Below are 13964 nucleotides of genomic sequence, written 5' to 3'. Positions count from 1 at the left end.
CCCAAGAAAGTTAGTTAAGCCGCGGGGCACGCTAGTCCACTATGCGCGTCACATGCGATGCCCGAGCCATATCCATTTCATAGATTCCGTCGGTGCAGGAGCCGGTCAGAAGATCGAGGGTGAAGGGCACCCAAGCATCTCCGATGGGCGTCCAAGCTTCCCCAGTAAGTTTGGATTCATGAACATTGATTTTGCGGAAGCTATCCCATGAAATCCGCGGGCTAGTCCATCGCGAGTTGTCAGACCGCACCACGCTGAAATCGACCACGCCTTGGAAAACGACTAGTCCAAGAGAAGGTACAGGAATTGCGCGCCAGGTATCAGGTGCGACGCGATCTCGAATGACATGATATTCCGGATCGATAATGCAGGTGTTGCCCCAAGCGACGACGACCACGTCCGTTCCGTTGGGATGGTCGAGCACGGTGGAGTAGTCCGCCATGCCTCCAAGGAAGTTGCCGACCCATGGATCGGAATTCTTTGGATAAAACCGGACAACCAAACCTTCACGAAACTCGTGCTCACCGCGCTCGGTCAAAGAGATCGCCGGCGGGCCGTACGAGGGCAGTCCTGGCAATATTTCAAACCGCATGGCCGGTTCACATCGCTTTTCCAGCTTTGGGGACGACGGTTGTCGTCCCCAAAGCCAGCATCAGACGCCTCACAACACCCGATTGCTCTCCTTCACTTTCTCCGCATCGAGATACACATTGCTGCCCATCTCCTTGAACTTCTCGCTCATCTTCGCCATGCCGTCCTCGACCGTGCCGGCCATCGACATCCCCACCGAGTTCGGATCGTTCAGCGTCGCGGCATAATCCCGCACATCCTGCGTGATCTTCATCGAGCAGAATTTTGGCCCGCACATCGAGCAGAAATGGGCGACCTTGTGAGCTTCCTTCGGCAGGGTCTCGTCGTGGAAGTTCTTGGCGGTATCCGGATCGAGGCCGAGGTTGAACTGGTCGGTCCAGCGGAAGTCGAAGCGGGCGCGGGAGAGCGCGTCGTCGCGCAGTTGCGCCGCCGGGTGGCCCTTGGCGAGATCGGAGGCGTGCGCCGCGATCTTGTAGGTGATGACGCCCACCTTGACGTCGTTGCGGTCGGGCAGGCCGAGATGCTCCTTCGGCGTGACGTAGCAGAGCATCGCGCAGCCGAACCAGCCGATCATGGCGGCACCGATGCCTGAGGTGATGTGGTCATAGCCCGGTGCGATGTCGGTGGTCAGCGGTCCAAGCGTGTAGAACGGCGCTTCGCCGCATTCCTTCAGCTGCTTGTCCATGTTGATCTTGATCTTGTGCATCGGGATGTGGCCGGGGCCTTCGATCATGACCTGGCAGCCCTTGTCCCACGCGATCTTCGTGAGCTCGCCCAGCGTCTCGAGTTCGGCGAATTGCGCGCGGTCGTTGGCGTCCGCGATCGAGCCCGGACGCAGGCCGTCGCCGAGCGAGAACGAGACGTCATACTTGCGCATGAGGTCGCAGATCTCGTCGAAATGCGTATAGAGGAAGCTTTCCTTGTGATGCGCCAGGCACCACTTCGCCATGATCGAGCCGCCGCGCGAGACGATGCCGGTGACGCGGTTGGCGGTGAGGTGGATGTATTGCAGGCGCACGCCGGCGTGGATGGTGAAATAGTCGACGCCCTGCTCGCACTGCTCGATCAAGGTGTCCTTGTAGAGCTCCCAGGTCAGCTGCACCGGATCGCCGTTGCACTTCTCCAGCGCCTGGTAGATCGGCACGGTGCCGATCGGCACCGGCGAGTTGCGCAAGATCCATTCGCGGGTGGTGTGGATGTTGCGCCCCGTGGAAAGGTCCATCACAGTGTCGGCGCCCCAGCGGATCGCCCACACCATCTTCTCGACCTCTTCCTCGACCGACGAGGTCACTGCCGAGTTGCCGATATTGGCGTTGATCTTGGTCAGGAAGTTGCGGCCGATGATCATCGGCTCGAGCTCGGAGTGGTTGATGTTGGAGGGGATGATGGCGCGGCCGCGCGCGATCTCGTCGCGCACGAACTCCGGCGTGATGAAGGCGGGCACGGAGGCACCAAAGCTTTCGCCGTCGGCGAGTGCGGCTTCGGCGCGTTCGAGCTGTGCTTTCCGGCCGAGATTTTCGCGGGCGGCGACGTAGATCATCTCTTTGGTGATGATGCCGGCGCGGGCGAATTCGAGCTGCGTCACCTTGTGGCCGTCGAGGCCGCGTAAGGGTTTGTGATAGGCCGAGAAGGCGCGCGCAGCCTTGTCGGTGGAGACGCTGCCATTGTCCTCCGGCTTGATCTGCCGGCCCTCATATTCCTCGACGCCACCGCGCTCCAGCACCCATTGCTTGCGATTGCGGGCAAGGCCGGCGTTGACGTCGATGGTGATGGACGGGTCGGTGTAGGGGCCCGAAGTGTCATAGACCGGCAGGTTCGGCTCGCCGGCACCTTCCGAGAGGATGATCTCGCGCAGCGGCACGCGCAGGTCGGGCGCGGCGTCGGGAGCCGCGAAGATCTTTCGCGAGGAGGGAAGCGGGCCGGTGGTGACGGCGGGGATTGTCTTGTCGGGGTTGGAGCGGATGTTCATGGGGGCCTCCTTAGTTCGTTAGTTTCGCTGCGCGAGCGTCGATTACAGCTGTCATCCCCGCGAAAGCGGGGATCCAGTACTCCGCGGCGGTGCGGCTGGAGCCGAGAAGGCGCGGCGTACTGGATCGCCCGGTCAAGCCGGGCGATGACAGTGGAGTGTGGGGTGGAGAGAGCGGGACATGCATCACGCAGCCTCCACCGTTAGGCCGAGCCACTGCCGCACGCGGGCATCGGGATTGGCGTTCTGGGTGACGTCGGACACGACGGCGATCGAATCCGCGCCTGCGGCAAAGATCTCCGCGGCGTGCTCGAACTTGATGCCGCCGATCGCGACCAGCGGAATGTTGCCGATGCGCTGCTTCCATTCCGTGATTTTTGGAATGCCCTGCGGCTCGAAGCGCATCGATTTGAGCGTGGTGAAGAAGATCGGGCCGAGCGCGACGTAGTCGGGCTTGGCTTTGAGCGCCGTCGCAAGCTCGTCGTCGTCATGGGTGGAGATGCCGAGCGACAGCCCGGCCTCGCGGATCGCCTTGAGGTCGGCGTCGGCGAGATCCTCCTGGCCGAGATGCAGATATTTTGCGCCGGCAACGACCGCCGCGCGCCAATAGTCGTTCACGACGAGCCTGGTCTGCGTGTCCTTGGTGATCGCCAGCGCGTCCGTGACGATCTGCAGCGCATCGGCGTCGTTCAGCTCTTTAGCGCGCAGCTGAATGGTGCCGACGCCGAGTTTCGTCAGGCGCTCGACCCATTTAAGGCTGTCGACGACGGGATAGAAACGATCAGGATACGGCATGCCAGAACGGGGTCCCAACGACAGGAGTGGAGGGGGAGGCGAAGTCGCGGGCGTTCATCAGCCCGGCTTCGTAAGCGGTGCGGCCGGCCTCGACGCCGAGACGGAAGGCGTTGGCCATCGCGACGGGGTCGGCGGCTTTGGCGATGGCGGTGTTGAGCAGCACGGCGTCGTAGCCGAGCTCGAGCGCGTGCGCGGCGTGGCTCGGCGCCCCTAAGCCGGCGTCGACCACCAGCGTGATGTCGGGCAGTCGCTCGCGCAGCAGCTTGAGCGCATCGCGATTGATGATCCCCTTGGCGCTGCCGATCGGGGCTGCCCATGGCATCACCACCTTGCAGCCGGCATCGACCAGGCGGTTCGCAACCGAGAGATCCTCGGTGCAATAGGGGAAGACCTCAAAGCCGTCCTTGATCAGGATGCTGGCGGCCTCGACCAGGCCGACGACGTCGGGCTGCAGCGTGTCGTTGTCGGCGATGACTTCCAGCTTGATCCAGCTCGTGCCGAACAATTCGCGCGCGAGTTTTGCGGTCGTCACTGCCTCGCGCACGCTGCGGCAGCCGGCGGTGTTCGGCAGCACGGTGACGTCGAGCTCGCGGATCAGCTTCCAGAACGCGTCCCCGGTCTTGCCGCCGGCGGCCTCGCGCCGCAGCGACACCGTGACGATGTTGGAGCCGGAGGCGCGGATCGCGGCCTGCATGATCGCCGGCGAGGGATAGAGCGCGCTGCCGATCAGCAGGCGGGAAGAGAAGGTCTTGCCGTAGAAGGTCACCATGTCGGTGTTTCCTCAAAAACAAATGTCGTCCCGGCGAAGGCCGGGACCCATACCGCGTGATCTTGCTTGAGGCACAACGGCAGAGACCATTCGCCACAACGCAAGCCTGTGGTTATGGGTCCCGGCCTTCGCCGGGACGACTCGTGGAGAGAGCGTGCCTTCATCTCCCTCACCCTCCCTGCCGCGGCGTGATGATCTCGATCTCGTCGCCGGCCCTCAGCTGCGTCTCCGCCCAGCGGCTTTTCGGCACGACGTCGTAATTGAGCGCGATGGCGAAATGGGTGCCCTCGTAGTCGAGCTCGGTGAGCAGCGCGTCGACGCTGACTGAAGCCACCTCGCGCTGCTCGCCGTTGACGATCACCCGCACTGCATCACCTCGTTGTCGATCTGGCCGCGCTGGACGTAGGCAAGTGTCAGCTCGGCGAGCGCCGGCGCGAGCAGGAAGCCGTGACGGTAGAGCCCGTTGACGCTGATCTTGCCGTCGCGAATGCCGATGCGCGGCAAATTATCGGGAAAGGCGGGACGCAGGCCGGAGCCGAATTCGACGATGCGGGCTTCGCCGAAGGCCGGATGCACCGCGTAGGCGGCCCCTAACAGCTCCAGCGCCGAGCGCACGCTGACGCCGGTGTCCTCGGCCTCGATCGAGGTCGCGCCCAGCATGAACAGTTTGTCCTCGCGCGGGATCACGTAGAGCGGCCAGCGCGGATGGATCAGCCGCACCGGACGCGCAAGCTGCACCTCGCCTGTCTCGATCAGGATCATCTCGCCCTTGACGCCGCGTAAGTCAGGCTGCTCGTCGCGCGCGGAAAGGCCGCGGCAGTCGATCACGATGCCGTCGAGGTCTTTGGCTGAAACGTCGCTGGAGAATTTGATGGAGCCGCCGGCGGCGCGGATGCGCTCGTGCAGCTTGGGCAGCACGCGGCGCGGCTCGACATGGCCCTCGCTCGGGAAGAACAGGGCCTCGCGGAAGCGGCCCTCCAGCGACGGCTCCAGCGCGGCGAGGCCGGCGGCATCGAGCCGCTCGTGGCCCTCGGTCATCCGGGCAAAGCGCTCGAAATCGTTGCGCTCGCGGGGATGGGCGACGACGAGCGAGCCGTTGAACGGCGTTTCCGGCAATTCGCGGCGCCAGATGTCGAGGGAGCGCAGGCCGAGGCGGCTGATGATGGGTTCGGCGACCTCCGCCTCGCAATAGGGCGCGAGCATGCCGCCGGCCCAATGGCTGGTGGCGTCGGTCATGGCGGCGTCACCACGCTCGTGTAACGTCACGGCATGGCCGGCCTGCGCGAACAGCAAGGCCTGCCAAGCCCCTGCGATGCCTGCGCCGATGATGGATACCGGTGAATCCGGCCGCTTGGTGGTCTGGTACATCCCTGTCCCTTCGCCGGCATGACCCGGATCAGGTTCAAAGGGTCACCGCGGTCCTGGGCGGTATTGCCCATTTAGCGGTATCTCAGCTCCTCCTCGGAGCACCCCTCGGAACGGCTCTAATGTATGCCAGTGGGCGCTGGTGTCAACGCGGAGCGTTCGTCATGCCCGGGTCAAGCCCGGCCATGACGGCGGATTAGCGTGTGGGAACCTGCGCCCGCGCGTTGCGGACGCGCTGGGCCAGCTTCCTGTGCGGGGCGGTGCCGAACATCGGCTGCGGGTTGCCGTTCGGCTCGAGCCAGGTCTCGCCCATATTGGCGACCTGCACGGCCTCCTGGCGCTGCCGCTTTGCGACGTAGTAATAGCCGCCCGCGAAATAACGCACGGCTCGGGCGTGATCGCCGTTGGCGGCGCGATAGGCGCCGGCGAGATATTTGACCGCATAAGTGAGATTGGTGTTGGGATCGCGCAGACCTGCGGCATCGCCGGTGTAGCCGACCCCGCGGGCGGTCGCGAGCTTGATCTGCATCAGCCCGATGGTGCCGCCACGGCCGACGAGGCCCGGCTGATAGCGGCTCTCGCGCATGATCACGCGGTGCACCAGCGCCTCCGGCACGCCGTTGGCGCGGGCATGGGCCGCGACCATCTCGGCATATTCGGCTTCGCCGGCGAATGCGGCCTGCGGCAATGTCAATCCGGCCGCGAGCAGCGCGGCAACGCGTAAAATTTTCATCGAAATATTCCTTGGCAGAACGGACCTGCACCCGAGCGGGTTAGGCCGTGGGAACACGGCGATGATGTGGCGAAACGCCGCCTCCGGCGATTTTCGTTGGGCCGTCGCTTTTACGACTCAAACCTAGGTTAAGTTTGGAGCTGGCGGCGTGCCTTACGCGACAGCTGGTCTGTCCATTCGTGTCTCCGCCCAAAAATCGCTCGTCAAAGCAGCATGCGGGAGGACGTCCATGACCCCGGCAGACATCGACGACATTCCCACACAGAACCCCTGTGCACAGTGCGGCACGCCAATCCCGTTCCCGGACTGGATCGAGCCGGGCGAAGGCCGCGTTTCCTATCTCTGGAGTTGCCACGCCTGCGGCTACCGCTTCGAGGCGGTGGCGATCTTCGAGCGCGAGGCCGTGGTGCACCCGCCGCTCGCGGCTTGAGGCGCGCTACGCCGCCAGCCGCGGCTCCTGCCAGATCGGCAATTGCATCCGCACGATCAAGCCATGCGGCTCGCGGTCGTGCAGCGACAACTCGCCGCCATGGGCGAGTGCGATCGCGCGCGCGATCGACAGGCCGAGCCCGAAGCCGGTGGACTCGTCCATGGTGCGGGCATCGTCGCCGCGCACGAACGGCTCCAGCATCTCCTGCTTGCGCGCATCCGAGATGCCGGGGCCATCGTCCTCGACGTCGATGACGAGTGTCGTGCCCGAGACGTCGAGGCGGATCGTCACCTCGGCGCCGAAGCGCACCGCGTTCTCGACGAGGTTGGTGACGCCGCGATGCAGATCGTCGGGCCGTGCGGCGGCGGTCGCGGACGCCGGCCCGTCATAATGCACGACATGGCCCATGTCGCCGAACTGGTCGGCGACGAGCTGCAGGGTGCTGGCGATGTCGACCAGCGTCACCGCCTCGATCTTGCGGTCGTTGCGCAGCAGCGACAGCACGGATTCCAGCATCGAGCGCATCTGGTCGAGGTCGATCAGCATGCGCTTGCGGTTGCCTTCGTCCTCGATGAACTCGGCGCGCAGCCTCAGGCGCGTGATCGGTGTGCGCAGATCGTGGCTGATCGCGGCCAGCATCCGCGTGCGATCCGACATCAGCCGCGCGATCCGCTCGTGCATGCGGTTGAGCGCGCGCGCGACCGAACGGATCTCCTCCGGGCCGCGCTCGGGCAGCGGCTCGGCGGTGCCGTCCAGGCTGAAATTCTCCGCGGCCTTGGCGAAGGACGACAGCGGCGCGGCCAGCGCACGCGCCGCCCACAGGCCGAGCACGGTGATACAGATGAAGGCGGTCATCAGCGTCACCAGCCATGGTGCGCCCCAGAACCACGGCCGCGGGCCGCCGTCGACGCGGCCGGCGATCACGGCGCCGTCGGGCAATTCGACGGCGACGCGGTGTGCGCGACCCTCGGCGGCGAGCTGCATCACCTTGTAGCCGCGCCCGAGATGACGGCGCATCCCGAACAGGTGGGCGCCGTCGCCTGACTCGATCACCGACCCGGGGGCGAGCATCTCGATGCCGAGCCTGGGGAAGGCGCGCGCGAGGTCGGCGACGAGGCGCGGTCGCTCGCTGGCATCGGCCGCGCCGAGCAGCAGCGCAGCATCGGTCAATTGATGGGCGCCGTCCGGCGGCGTGTCCGGGCGGTCCGGCCGGCTGATCAGGAAGGCGGTGGTGACGACGAGATGCAGCGCGACGGTCGAAGCCAGCACCAGCGCGGCGATCTGCCCGCCGATCCCCTTGAGGTGGAAGAATCCGAACGGCTTCATCGTCGGCGCGCCCTTCAGCTGCTCAGGGGCGCGGTCACCGCTTCCGTCCTCGGCGTGAACAGATAGCCGCCGGAGCGCACCGTCTTGATGATGGTGGGATCGGCCGGATTGGGCTCGATCTTGCGGCGGATGCGGCTGACCAGCACGTCGATGGAGCGCTCGAACGAGCCGGTGTTGCGTCCCTGCGTGAGGTCGAGCAGGCTGTCGCGCGACAGCACGCGGCCGGGCCGCTCGCAGAACGTCCTGAGCAGATCGAATTCGGCGCTGGTGACCGCGACGCGCGCGCCTTCCGGATTGCGCAATTCGCGCAGGCGCAGGTCGATACGCCAGCCCTCGAAGGCGAGCGTGGAGGCGCCTTCGATCGTGCTCGCCGCCTGCGCTGCGGCCTGGCGGCGCAGCACCGCGTTGATGCGGGCGAGCAGCTCGCGCGGGTTGAACGGTTTCGGCAGATAGTCGTCCGCGCCCATCTCGAGGCCGACGATGCGGTCGACGTCCTCGCCACGCGCGGTCAGCATGATGATCGGCGTCTGCGCCTCCGCGCGCACCTTGCGGCACAGGCTGAGGCCGTCCTCGCCCGGCAGCATGACGTCGAGGATGATCAGGTCGACGCGATGGTCGGCCATGGCGCGCGACATCTCGCGGCCGTCGCTCACGGCGGTGACGTTGCAGGCGTTGTTGCGCAGGTACTTCGCAATCAACGTCCGGGTTTCGCGGTCGTCCTCGACGACCAGGATGTTGGGATTGGGAATGGCCATGCGCTTTGTTTGTCCAAGATTCGGGCCAAATGGCGAAGATTTTTGTTTCAGAGTGTTTCCAGCGGCCCCGTCGCAATGCCGGGACATGACCGGGCAGTGGAGCGGCAAGATCTCGTTAAGGCCGTTAACCATACCGTGGTGCCGTTCGCCACGAAACCCCGCAAGATCCACGGAGCCATCATGACCTCGATTTCGGCGGCCTCCGCCGGCAGCTACCAGTCGCCGCTGCAGCGGCTGCAGCAGGAATTGCAATCGCAAGTCTCCGCCGGCACGATCTCGTCGTCAGACCAGTCTGCGCTCTCGACCGCGCTGACCGACATCGACACCGCACTCCAGCAGAGCCGGTCGAGCGACCAATCGAGCGGCACGCGTCCCTCCAAGGACGAGATGCAGTCGAAGATCGACGACCTCATCTCGAACGAGGTGTCGAACGGGACGCTGACCTCGGATCAGGCCGAGGAGCTGAAGAGCGTGTTTCAGTCCGCCTTCGCCAATGGCCCCGGCGGGGCAGGCGGCCCCGGTGGGGCAGGCGGACCACCGCCCGGCCCGCCGCCGGATGATGCTAATTCGGATTCGTCGACGACCACGGATTCGACCAACAGCACGTCGGCTGACGCAACGACCGCGGAAATCCTCCAGCAATTCCTCCAGGCGCTGCAGCAATCGCAATCGTCGGCGTCGTCCTACGGTGCCAATGGCAGCGCGTCGAGCGGCTCGAGCTTCTCCGCGCTGCTGATCGACTACAAGAGCTGACCTGGGCGACGCTGGGTCGGCGCGTTCCCCGCCGCGATCATGCTTCACCCAGGGCGCATGATCGTCGGCGGGGAACCGTGCGCCGCAACATGTTCCTGGGTGACGCAGGAACGTGCCTTGCCGTGATTTTCGGCTCGCGCATTGCGCGACGAAATTGCCGCGCGCACGGAACCGCGCGTGATCAGCGCTGTTTTCTCCGCACGAGGTTTCTGAAGGAGAGGACAACATGATGAAGACGATTGTTGCCGGCCTCGCCGGCACAGCACTGCTTGCGACCGTGGCGTTCGCGCAAGCGCCGACCGCCACCACCGACAAGGCGCCGACCGCGGCTACCGCCACGACGACGAGCGCGTCCGACCAGTGGCGCGTGTCGAAAATGTCGGGCGTCAAGGTCTATAACGAGGCCAACGAGAACATCGGCTCGATCAACGACCTCTTGATGGACAAGAACGGTAACATCAAGATCGCCGTGATCGGCGTCGGCGGCTTCCTCGGCATGGGCGAGCATCTGGTCGCGGTGCCCTACGAGAAGCTGAAGTTCACCAACGAGGCCATCGCCTACAGCGCCCCGGCCACCAGCCCACCCGGCCGGCCGGCCTCGACCACGACGACTGGCGCAGCGACCGGAACCGACAAGACCGCGACGACCTCGTCCGCGTCGAAATGGTATCCGGATCATGCCGTGTTCAACGCCAGCAAGGACGAGCTGAAGGGCATGCCCGAGTTCAAGTATTCGGAGTAATGCGGCTCGCGTAACTGCCTAGACGAAGCGCGCCCGGTTTTCACTGGGCGCGCTGTCGTGTCTTTTCGTCCCCGTCATTGCGAGGAGCTCGCGACAAAATTGCGTAGCTCGCAGTGACGACGAGCGCAGTTCAATGCCCCGTCACCATCGGGCAGCCGCCCTTGTCGAGCGGACGGAACGCCTCGTCGCCGGGCACGGTGGCGATCAGCTTGTAGAGGTCCCACTCGCCCTTGGATTCCTCGGGTTTCTTGACCTCGAACAGATACATGTCGTGGACCATGCGGCCGTCGATGCGGATCTTGCCGTTCCTGGCGAAGAAGTCGTTGATCGGTGTCTTGCGCATCTGTTCCATTACCTTCGGCGCCTCGTCGGTCTTGATGGCGTCGATCGCCTTCAGATAGTGCAGGGTCGCCGAATAAAGGCCGGCCTGGATCATGGTCGGCATATGCCCGACCTTCTCGTTGAAGCGCTTCGAAAAGGCCCGCGTCTCCTCGTTCATGTCCCAGTAGAAGGCGTCGGTGACGATCAGGCCTTGCGTCGCCTTGATGCCGAGCGAATGCGTGTCGGTGATCTCCTGCAGCAGCGCGATCATCTTCTGGCCGCCCTGGGTCAGGCCGAACTCGGAAGCCTGCTTCAAGGCATTGGTGGTGTCGCCGCCGGCATTCGCCAGCGCGACCACCTTGGCCTTGGAGGCCTGGGCCTGGAGCAGGAAGGAGGAGAAGTCCGATGAGTTGAGCGGATGGCGGACCTCGCCGAGCACCTTGCCGCCGCTCTCCTTGACCACGTTGGCGGCGTCGCGCTGGAGCGCCATGCCGAAAGCGTAGTCGGCCGTGACGAAGAACCAGCTGTCCTCGCCGCGCTTGACCATCGCCTTGCCGGCGACGTTCGACAGCGCATAGGTGTCGTAGGTCCAGTGCACCGTGTTGGGCGAGCACGCGGTGCCGGTGATGTCGGACGAGCCTCCGCCGGAATTGATGTTGATCCTGTTCTTCTCGCGCGTCAGCGCCGAGACCGGCAGCGCCACCGAGGAGGTCGGAACGTCGAAGATCGCGTCGACTTTGTCGTTGTCGTACCAGTTGCGGGCGATGTTGACGCCGACATCGGGCTTGTTCTGGTGATCGGCGGCGACGACCGCGACCGGCTTGCCCGCGACCTTGCCGCCGTAGTCGGCGACCGCCATCTCGACGGCGGCGAGCGACCCCTTGCCGGTCGCGTCCGCATAGAGGCTCGACATGTCCGTGAGCACGCCGATTTTGACGATGTCGTCGGAAATCTGCGCCTGCGCGGCGCCGGATGTTGCGGCCAGAGCGAGGCCAGCTGCGATCGCGACACTGAGTTTTTGCATGTTGTTTTTCCCTGTGTGTTGTTGTTTGGGCTTTGTTGCGGGAGGAGTTTTAACGGCTATCTGCAGGCGCAGCTAAGCGATCCGCGCCATAGCAGAATGCAAAAAAGAAAGGGCGGGTGGTGTTCCCGGGAGGAGGAATATCGCAACGTCACGATGGCGCATTGCTGTGCCCTCTCCCCTTGCGGGAGAGGGCAGCGACGCTCGCGGGAAAAGGAAGACGAACGTCGCCTAGCCGCCACGGCCCTTGAGCCGCTCGTTCCGTCGGCGCAAGCCTTCCATGGTCGCGAGGAGGATGATCGATACCGTCGTCAGCATCACCGCCGCGGCCGTGATCGTCGGGCTGATGTTCTCGCGGATGCCGGCGAACATCTCGCGCGGCAGGGTGCGCTGCTCGGGACCTGCCATGAACAGCACGATCACCACCTCATCGAAGCTGGTCGCGAAGGCGAACAGCGCACCCGACGCGAGGCCGGGCAGGATCAGTGGCAGAATCACGCGGCGGAACGCGTAGAGCGGCGAGGCGCCGAGTGAGGCGGCGGCGCGCGCCAGATTGGTGTCGAAGCTTTGCAGCGTCGCGCCGACCGTGATCACCACAAAGGGCGTCGCCAGCGCGGTGTGGGCCAGGATCAAGCCGAGATAGCTGCCGGTCAGTCCGATCGGGGCGAAGAAGAAATAGAGACCGACCGCGGTGATGACGCCGGGCACGACGACCGGCGACAGCACGAAGGCCAGCACGAGCGGTTTGAACCGGCTCTTCCACTGCGCCAGTCCCAGCGCGGCCAATGTGCCGAGCACCATGGACAGCAGGGTCGAGGCGACGCCTATGATGATGCTGTTCTTCAGCGAATTCATCCAGCGCGGCGAATTGATGAAATCGTCGTACCAGCGCAAGGAGAGGCCGGGCAGCGGATAGGTCAGGTATGAGCCCGAGCTGAAGGACAGCGGCATGATCGCCAGGATTGGCGCGATCAGGAAGATGAACACCAGCGTGGAGACGACGATGGTCGCGGTCCATGCGATACGTTGGCTCGGCGTGCGGAGGGAGGGATCATCGCTCAATTCTTCATTCCTCCCGTGACCTGCTGCCCCTGCACCAGCTTTCCGTAGAGGAGAGCGAGCAGAAGAGTGGCGAGCAGCAGCACCGCACCCAACGCCGAGGCGAGGCCCCAATTGGCCGTCTCGGTCGTGTAGAGCGCGATGAAGTAGCTGATCATTTGATCGGCGGCGCCGCCGACGAGTGCCGGTGTGATGTAGTAGCCGAGCGCCAGGATGAAGACGAGCAGGCTTCCGGCACCGATACCGGGTAGCGTTTGAGGCAGGTAGATGCGCAGGAAGGCGGTGACTGGCGGCGCACCGAGCGAGGCGGCGGCACGCATGTAAGCAGGCGAGATCGCCTTCATGCTGCTGTAGAGCGGCAGGATCATGAACGGCAGGAGAACGTGTGTCATCGCCACGCAGACACCGAAGCGGTTGTAGATCAGGCGCAACGGCTCGTCGATGATGCCAAGCCAGTGCAGGCTGTCGTTCACGACGCCCTTGCTCTGCAACAGCACGATCCAGGCGCAGGTGCGGACCAGAAGCGACGTCCAGAACGGTAGCAGGACGAAGATCATCAGCAGGTTCGACCGGCCGGGCGGCAGCGTCGCCAGCAGATAGGCGACCGGGAAGCCGAGGATCAGGCAGAGTGCCGTGACGCTGAGGCTGATGATGAAGGTGCGGGTGAATACGTTGCGGTAAATGGCCTGATCCGGCGGGGCCGCGACGATCGCGCCGTCCATGTTCCGGGTGAGGTCGAGCGCCGCCAGCAGGTAGAAGCCGGTCAATGGGCCACTGGCGTCCTTGATCGTCGTCCAGGTGCCGCGTTCGCGCCAGGCCGGATTGATCTTGCCCAGCGTCTCCTTAGCCGTCCCTCGCTCCGGCACCGCCTTCAGATTGCGTGCCGTGCTGGTCAGGATGGTGCGGAAGCCGTTCAGTGCGTAGTTCAGCCGCTTGGCCGCAATGGCCATGGTGCCGGAGGCGCGCGCCGCCAGGATGTCGCTTGCCAGCGCAGCAAAGGCCTTTTCGTCCGGCAGGTCCTTGCCGTCCCAGCTCGCGAGAGCAGCGACGGTTTGGGGCAGAACCTGACGCACCTCCCTGTCATCGACCGAGCGCCACAGCATCCCGGCGATCGGGCCTGCGAAGGTGAAAAGCAGGAAGACGAGAAGCGGCAGCACCAGCGCCAATGCCTTGACCTGGCGCGCCCGCTCGGCACGCTTCAATCGGCGCTTGAGGGGCACCTCGGTCTGGGCATCTGCGCCGATCGCGGGTGTTGCTGTCATGCTGCGAGCCTCTTTGACTGCACATCCTTCGCCACTTCAGGCCGGGCAATCGCATGTGGCCTTGTCGATCGGCCTG

15 protein-coding genes and 1 riboswitch are annotated in these 13964 nt (G+C 64.8%); of the genes, 3 read left to right on the top strand and 12 right to left on the bottom strand.

The genetic code is table 11. The annotated features are described in order from the left end of the window. Positions 1-31: 31 nt before the first annotated feature. From BLV07_RS02890 to BLV07_RS02860, 7 genes are all read right to left on the bottom strand, one after another. Complete coding sequence (locus tag BLV07_RS02890; protein ID WP_143035337.1) at positions 32-592, bottom strand: hypothetical protein; 561 nt, start codon at positions 590-592, stop codon at positions 32-34. Between the two features lie 69 nt (positions 593-661). Further along, complete coding sequence (gene thiC, locus BLV07_RS02885; RefSeq protein WP_091879364.1) at positions 662-2560, bottom strand: phosphomethylpyrimidine synthase ThiC; 1899 nt, start codon at positions 2558-2560, stop codon at positions 662-664. Between the two features lie 183 nt (positions 2561-2743). Beyond that, positions 2744-3352 carry a thiamine phosphate synthase gene (locus BLV07_RS02880; RefSeq protein ID WP_091879361.1) on the bottom strand — a complete coding sequence of 203 codons (609 nt, stop codon included), beginning with the start codon at positions 3350-3352 and terminating at the stop codon, positions 2744-2746. After that, the gene (locus tag BLV07_RS02875) at positions 3339-4121 is read right to left on the bottom strand and encodes a thiazole synthase (RefSeq protein ID WP_091879358.1); all 783 of its coding nucleotides are present in this window, start codon (positions 4119-4121) and stop codon (positions 3339-3341) included. Before BLV07_RS02875 ends, BLV07_RS02880 begins: the two co-directional genes overlap by 14 nt. Before the next feature lie 169 nt (positions 4122-4290). Then, positions 4291-4488: a sulfur carrier protein ThiS gene (thiS, locus tag BLV07_RS02870; RefSeq protein ID WP_091879355.1), complete on the bottom strand. Its 198-nt coding sequence runs from the start codon at positions 4486-4488 to the stop codon at positions 4291-4293. Further along, positions 4479-5489 (bottom strand): FAD-dependent oxidoreductase, encoded by a 1011-nt coding sequence (locus BLV07_RS02865; RefSeq protein ID WP_091879352.1) that lies wholly within the window; start codon positions 5487-5489, stop codon positions 4479-4481. The genes thiS and BLV07_RS02865 overlap by 10 nt, the downstream gene beginning before the upstream one ends. Continuing rightward, positions 5477-5605, bottom strand: a riboswitch (TPP riboswitch). It overlaps the preceding gene by 13 nt. Positions 5606-5682: 77 nt before the next feature. After that, entirely contained in the window at positions 5683-6219 is a 537-nt protein-coding gene (locus BLV07_RS02860) for a lytic transglycosylase domain-containing protein (protein WP_091879348.1), read from the bottom strand. Between the two features lie 229 nt (positions 6220-6448). Here BLV07_RS02860 and BLV07_RS02855 point away from each other — a divergent pair, with 229 nt between their 5' ends. Next, the gene (locus tag BLV07_RS02855) at positions 6449-6649 is read left to right on the top strand and encodes a hypothetical protein (protein ID WP_091879345.1); all 201 of its coding nucleotides are present in this window, start codon (positions 6449-6451) and stop codon (positions 6647-6649) included. 6 nt (positions 6650-6655) lie between these two features. Here the strand turns inward: BLV07_RS02855 and BLV07_RS02850 are convergent, their stop codons facing one another. Both BLV07_RS02850 and BLV07_RS02845 read right to left on the bottom strand, forming a co-directional pair. Continuing rightward, positions 6656-7975, bottom strand: coding sequence for an ATP-binding protein (locus tag BLV07_RS02850; protein WP_091879342.1), 1320 nt, complete (start codon positions 7973-7975; stop codon positions 6656-6658). A gap of 14 nt (positions 7976-7989) precedes the next feature. Further along, positions 7990-8730: a response regulator gene (locus BLV07_RS02845; RefSeq protein ID WP_091879339.1), complete on the bottom strand. Its 741-nt coding sequence runs from the start codon at positions 8728-8730 to the stop codon at positions 7990-7992. A gap of 180 nt (positions 8731-8910) precedes the next feature. Between BLV07_RS02845 and BLV07_RS02840 the strand changes: the two genes are divergently transcribed. After that, entirely contained in the window at positions 8911-9483 is a 573-nt protein-coding gene (locus BLV07_RS02840) for a hypothetical protein (RefSeq protein WP_176945306.1), read from the top strand. A gap of 226 nt (positions 9484-9709) precedes the next feature. Further along, the gene (locus tag BLV07_RS02835) at positions 9710-10225 is read left to right on the top strand and encodes a PRC-barrel domain-containing protein (protein WP_091879333.1); all 516 of its coding nucleotides are present in this window, start codon (positions 9710-9712) and stop codon (positions 10223-10225) included. Between the two features lie 130 nt (positions 10226-10355). On the opposite strand, the gene BLV07_RS02830 is transcribed toward BLV07_RS02835, so the two are convergent. The 3 genes from BLV07_RS02830 to BLV07_RS02820 form a co-directional block, all read right to left on the bottom strand. Next, positions 10356-11570, bottom strand: a complete 1215-nt coding sequence (locus BLV07_RS02830; RefSeq protein WP_091879330.1) for an ABC transporter substrate-binding protein — start codon at positions 11568-11570, stop codon at positions 10356-10358. A 228-nt stretch (positions 11571-11798) separates the two neighbouring features. Then, complete coding sequence (locus BLV07_RS02825; RefSeq protein WP_176945305.1) at positions 11799-12629, bottom strand: ABC transporter permease; 831 nt, start codon at positions 12627-12629, stop codon at positions 11799-11801. Continuing rightward, entirely contained in the window at positions 12626-13888 is a 1263-nt protein-coding gene (locus BLV07_RS02820; RefSeq protein ID WP_091879327.1) for an ABC transporter permease, read from the bottom strand. Before BLV07_RS02820 ends, BLV07_RS02825 begins: the two co-directional genes overlap by 4 nt. Positions 13889-13964 lie beyond the last annotated feature (76 nt).

It is taken from the genome of Bradyrhizobium sp. Rc2d (assembly GCF_900099855.1).
Lineage (GTDB): Bacteria > Pseudomonadota > Alphaproteobacteria > Rhizobiales > Xanthobacteraceae > Bradyrhizobium.
This window is presented reverse-complemented; position numbering and strand designations above follow the sequence as displayed.